The sequence below is a fragment of the Methylophaga sp. UBA2513 genome (genome assembly GCF_002341285.1).
Lineage (GTDB): Bacteria > Pseudomonadota > Gammaproteobacteria > Nitrosococcales > Methylophagaceae > Methylophaga > Methylophaga marina.
This window is the reverse complement of the sequence record NZ_DDNT01000021.1, coordinates 329,846-335,084: the sequence shown is the minus strand read 5'-3', so window position 1 is coordinate 335,084 and position 5,239 is coordinate 329,846. Positions and strand designations below refer to the sequence as shown.

General features: G+C 44.1%; 7 protein-coding genes. 3 read left to right on the top strand and 4 right to left on the bottom strand.

Annotated elements, in window-relative coordinates:
* The 3 genes from B3V56_RS14150 to fae form a co-directional block, all read right to left on the bottom strand.
* Positions 1–242, bottom strand: a 242-nt coding sequence (locus B3V56_RS14150) for a LemA family protein (protein WP_289284445.1), incomplete at its 3' end; no start/stop codon positions are given.
* 18 nt (positions 243–260) lie between these two features.
* Positions 261–794, bottom strand: a complete 534-nt coding sequence (locus B3V56_RS14145; protein WP_289284444.1) for a hypothetical protein — start codon at positions 792–794, stop codon at positions 261–263.
* A gap of 120 nt (positions 795–914) precedes the next feature.
* Positions 915–1,463 (bottom strand): formaldehyde-activating enzyme, encoded by a 549-nt coding sequence (fae, locus tag B3V56_RS14140; protein ID WP_286304583.1) that lies wholly within the window; start codon positions 1,461–1,463, stop codon positions 915–917.
* A gap of 130 nt (positions 1,464–1,593) precedes the next feature.
* Between fae and B3V56_RS14135 the strand changes: the two genes are divergently transcribed.
* Both B3V56_RS14135 and B3V56_RS14130 read left to right on the top strand, forming a co-directional pair.
* Entirely contained in the window at positions 1,594–1,989 is a 396-nt protein-coding gene (locus B3V56_RS14135) for a group II truncated hemoglobin (protein WP_286304582.1), read from the top strand.
* A complete protein-coding gene (locus B3V56_RS14130) occupies positions 1,989–2,738 on the top strand; it encodes a competence/damage-inducible protein A (RefSeq protein ID WP_286304581.1) in 750 nt (249 codons plus the stop codon). Before B3V56_RS14135 ends, B3V56_RS14130 begins: the two co-directional genes overlap by 1 nt.
* Here B3V56_RS14130 and B3V56_RS14125 read toward each other — a convergent pair.
* Positions 2,720–3,643: an AEC family transporter gene (locus B3V56_RS14125; protein WP_289282350.1), complete on the bottom strand. Its 924-nt coding sequence runs from the start codon at positions 3,641–3,643 to the stop codon at positions 2,720–2,722. The genes B3V56_RS14130 and B3V56_RS14125 overlap by 19 nt on opposite strands.
* A 206-nt stretch (positions 3,644–3,849) precedes the next feature.
* Here B3V56_RS14125 and B3V56_RS14120 point away from each other — a divergent pair.
* Positions 3,850–5,239 (top strand): LapD/MoxY N-terminal periplasmic domain-containing protein (locus B3V56_RS14120; RefSeq protein ID WP_289284443.1); only part of this gene is annotated, 1,390 nt, incomplete at its 3' end.

Genomic DNA, 5,239 nt, shown 5'->3' with positions numbered 1-5,239 from the left:
GTGGCAACGGATGCGCGCGCCTGCATGACTTTTTCCAGGGTGTCCTGTTCGTACTGCATATATTGCCGACAGGTTTCGACCAGCTTGGGCAGTTCATCGTGGCGTTGTTTGAGTAATACATCAATGTTTGACCAGGCTTTACTGACATTGTGTTTGAGACTAACCAGATTGTTATAGATGATGATGAGGTAAACAACTAAAACAACAACGACAGCCCAAAATATAAATCCCGTAATAGTCATCCATTTACCCTCAAATGATTAGTCGTCCTGGTTTTCCCATACGTCGGTTTCTACACCGTTTTCGCGGGTCCATACCCGTTCACCAATAATCTTGAATTGTGCGATAGACATGGCACCGCGCTTTTTTCGATTACTGTCTTTTTTATTATCTAATGCATCCGCAATAGCTTCACGGCTTGCTTCATAGATTTCATCGACATCGTAGTGCTCATCAAACAGCACTAATACAGCCAGATCCCAATCCTGTTCAGGATTTAATTGTCCAATTCTGGGGCTGGCTTTACTGCTATCAAAAATGGCTCGGCCTTTGATAATAATACGTTTATCCTGCCGATGTCCTTCCTTGCCGGTCGCATCAATCGGACTGTTGGGGTCATTAATCAGTGAAAGGTTGAGCGCTCTTGCTGCATCAAAGCGGGCAATCTCGCCAGTAATCGGTAGGGTGCTCCCAGTAGCTTCACGGTATTTCGCCGCAAGCTGTCGGGTTTCATGCATTAATTTATCAATGGAATAGAGGTCCATATCTACCTTGAATGTTTCTTCATTTGCCACCGATTATACATGGCAAAAAAAACGGTCTGTCCAGTTTAAAAGACAGACCGTTTAAAACTTGAGGCTGTGAATATCTCCTCTTATACAGAGACCACAGCTAACTCATTGAGTTTCCAGTTTTTATTTTTTAGCATCAAGTTCTTTTTGGTAATATTTGTGAACCAATTTATCTTGATTTTCCAATAAATAATCGATGCTTGGCTCGTTATTCATGGCTTTTTCGATAGCACGGCGAGTGGCTTCGCGGTGAATGTTGAATAAAGCTTCGTGATCTAAGTCTTCTACAGTCACGATGCTTGGGTTCAACCATACAGAAACGATGATACCTAAATCGTTCGCTTTTTCTTTTGGAATAGTACCGTTACGAACAGCATCTAATACGCCGTTAGCGATAGCGCCTTGAACTGTACCCATCAGAATGTTGGTGTAAGCTGTTTTCTTAACAGTGACTTTACTGACCATTAATGTGGCAGGTTTAACTTGCATGTCAGTGTTCATCAGCGCTAATACGCGTGAGTGACCTTGTACTTGGTCGCCCATCAGGTTAGCAAATGCGGTACCAAATGGACCGTCTAATTCACCGATAACGACTTCTGGCTCAGCCGCTGTAAAAGCAGGACCACCGCCAACCAGTGCTTCACCTGTACGCATGACAATTCTATCGCTCATAGGATAATTCTCCTGTTTATTGCTAAAAGATGGGCCAATTATCCCGGTCTGCGGCCAAGCTCGCAACCTTGATTCGCTTTATCGTCTTGTTCAACAAGGTTAAACTAGTCTTTTTTTGTTGAATTCAATCATGGCTGAAATAGCAACTCCCTACGAACGTATCGGTGGTGAAGCCGGTGTCAGACATCTATGCAAAACTTTTTATGAGGTGATGTGTGAGACGCCTCAAACACAACATATTCGTGATTACCATCCAAAAGACATCAGTATCAGTGAAGAAAAATTATATTTGTTTCTGACTGGCTGGTTGGGTGGCCCGCCTTTATATACTGATAAATACGGTCATCCAAGACTGAGAGCTCGACACTTGCCCTTCTCTATTGGTATCGAAGAACGTGATCAATGGCTTTATTGTATGGCTCAGGCATTAAAATCGATGGATTTAGATCCCTTATTTTCAGAACAGCTGATGGCGTCGTTTGTACAGACAGCCGATTTTATGCGTAACCGTCCAGAGACTGAATAATGAATATTGGCGCGCTAATCATTGGTGATGAAATTCTGAGTGGCAAACGTCAGGATAAGCATTTCGCTCATTTACAATCCGTTCTGGCCAAACGTGATTTGGAATTAAGTTGGACGCTAATTGTTGGTGACGATCCACAGCAATTGGAACGCGCCTTACGCTTTTCAATGAGCAGTCCTGACCTGGTGTTCAGCTTCGGAGGTATTGGTGCCACTCCGGATGATAGAACCCGCCAGACGGCTGCTTTAGTGAAAGGCGTTGAGATTAAACCTCACCCTGATGCAGTCAAAGCAATTGAAGATCAGTTTGGTAAAGATGCCTATCCTAATCGTATTTTGATGGGCCACTTACCTGAAGGTAGCCGCATTATTCCCAATACTATTAATCGCGTGCCGGGTTTTAGTCTGGATAACCATCACTTTATGCCGGGCTTCCCTGAAATGTCCTGGCCCATGCTGGAATGGATTTTAGATACCCATTACCCACACTTACAGGGCTTGCGTCCCAAAGCGGAAAGAATCATTACCATTACGAAAGGGCGTGAGTCAGATTTACTGCCGACAATGAATGAGATTGTCGCCCAATATCCGCAGTTAAAATTATCAAGCTTGCCCAAACTCGGCGATGAGCCTCAAATTGAATTCAGCTTGCGTGGTGACGCTGAACAAATTGAGCAAGCCATGCAACATGTGATTGCGGCCGTTGAAGCAGCCGGCTTTATCTGGTCTGACTACAGGCCGGGTAAATAATGAAACCACAAAGGTAACGTGACAACGCTTAATAAGGTCGTCAATGTGACTGCGGCAGCATAGAGTGGACTATCTAATTGGTAACGTTCACATATCACAACACCAAACACCATAGTCGGCATGGCAGCCAAAAGTACGACTGCCAATGCGATATCCGCAGGCAGTTCGAACCAGCCCCCCGTGAAAAACACAGCCACTGGAACCAATAATAAGGTAATCACAGCGACCGGCAATAAAAGCGGTAAATAACGTAGTCTTAAGCTGTCCCAGCGAATACTCATGCCCAAGGCAATCAGCATCAGTGGCACCACACCACCAGATAATGTCGTTAATGTGTGATGAACCAGTTCTGGACGTGGCACATGCAGCACATTTAATAAAAGCGCGATCACAACCGCCCACAATGGCGGCACCTTGGTGAGTTCTTTTAAGGGATGGACTTTTTGCTGACCCGCCCCACCGAAATGATGCGCCATTAATATGCCAAAAGTCATCAACGCCGGTGTGCAGGCAAATAAGTCATATTGCAGCACAATGGCATTACTCCATGAGCCGAGTACCTGATTGGTGACCGGTAGACCAAGGTAGGTCACATTCGGAAAGATTGCAGCCAGCATCAGTGCGCCTTTTTGTTCAGGCGTGGTTTTGATAAATCGCAATAAACACCACATAACAATGCCTGCTGTTAGCAAACCAGAAAATGCCGTGAGAGAAATTTTAAGAGAGGTCTTATCTATGGGTGCGCCCCAGATGACATCTAACACCAGGGCTGGCAGTAAAATAAAGAAAACCAGATCGGTTAAGGCGCGGCGGTGTGCCAGAGCTGGAATATGCCTTGGTGCCCATTGTTTCCAGGCAAAACCACAGGCAATGAGAAGCCCCATCTGCACTAATACTAATAACATTTGTATCGCCTATAAATGAAACGCTGATCGTAGCAATCAACCTGCTGAAACGAAAGACTTATTGCCCGCGCTGATGATGCTTGCTGTGATGTCGTGGTCAGGGTATTGTTAGCGTTTTGGTGATAATTCATCAGATTCCATCAAGTTAGCCGATATACATCAGGCAGTACTTAAAATGGCCTGAACATCGTAATAAGGAAATCAATATGTCACTTTCTAAGCAGTTGTTAATTCTAATCAGCTTACTTTTTCTGATTGTTTTTTCAGCAAGCTTTGTGATCAGCATGGGCAGTATCCGTGACTATCTCGAAGTTGAATCTGAAATACATATGCAGGATACCGCCACATCGTTGGGTCTCTCACTTAGCCCGCATATGGAAGATGAAAATGATCCGATATTACAAACAATGATGAGCGCCATTTTTGATATGGGCTATTACCGTGAAATGCGTTTAGAAGATATTGATGGTAAAACGCTGGTGAGCCTGAAAAATCCCGTCAAAATGGAAGGTGTGCCCCAATGGTTAATCAATTGGTTACCCATGAAGTCTGCCACAGCTTCATCAGAAATCAGCTCTGGCTGGTCAATATCCGGCACACTGTATGTCAGTAGCAACCCGGCTTATGCTTATTTGAAACTCTATAAACAAGCCAAAGAAACCTTGTTGTATTCCGTGATTATTTTTGTGGGTGCATTTGCATTACTCATGCTGGTGTTACGGTTTACGCTACAACCGCTTAAAGCGATACAAAAACAGGCTAATGAAATTTCTTCCGGTCAATTTACTACGATTGATCGTCTACCCTGGACCAAAGAAGTCCGCCATGTTGCTCAGTCTATGAACAGTATGTCAGTCAAGATTGGCGATACCATCACTCGACTTAATCAACGGCTCGATGCCCTGAATGATAATCTCAAACGTGATGGCTTAACCCGATTACTCAATCAAGCCACTTTTACCGCCGACATGAAAAAGCGACTATCAAGCGGCCATACCGGGTATGTGAGTTACATCAAGTTTGTTGATTTAGCCGACATCAGTAAACAAAAAGGGAATCAACTCGCTGATACACTCTTAAAAGATATGGCCCGTATACTGAACAATGCCGTGGCCGGCAATGGTCATGCCTATCGTCTGTATGGTGCCGAGTTTGCCATTATTTATGATGAGTCTGATATCAATCTGATTCAGTCATTTGCTAAAAACCTGCAACAGGCAATGACAGAACTGGCTGAGCATTATGAAGTCGACGATCTGGTTCACATTGGTTTAGTTAAATTTGATCGCACCAGTGAGTTTGAACGTTTAATGCCTGCTTTAATTGAAGCCTATGAGCAGGCCAGTATTATTGGACAAAACGCCTTTTTCATTAAAGATGACTCCATCAGTTCTCTTTCTGAACAAGAATGGAAAGCCGCCATTACCCACGCTATTAATCGTGATACGCCAGAAATCTACTTCACAGCCGAAGCCTATAATTATGATGGTCCTAAGCCTGTCAAAGTGATGCAGGAAGCCTTTAGCTTTGTCAAAGATAAAGCGGGTAACACCCTGTCTGTCGGGACTTTTTTCTCTATGGCGCAAGAGTTTGGAT

Bases quoted from the DNA above. Each gene is read 5' to 3' on its own strand.
- fae (WP_286304583.1), bottom strand. From the start codon at position 1,463: ATGAGCGATAGAATTGTCATGCGTACAGGTGAAGCACTGGTTGGCGGT.
- B3V56_RS14130 (WP_286304581.1), top strand. From the start codon at position 1,989: ATGAATATTGGCGCGCTAATCATTGGTGATGAAATTCTGAGTGGCAAA.
- B3V56_RS14135 (WP_286304582.1), top strand. From the start codon at position 1,594: ATGGCTGAAATAGCAACTCCCTACGAACGTATCGGTGGTGAAGCCGGT.
- B3V56_RS14125 (WP_289282350.1), bottom strand. From the start codon at position 3,643: ATGTTATTAGTATTAGTGCAGATGGGGCTTCTCATTGCCTGTGGTTTT.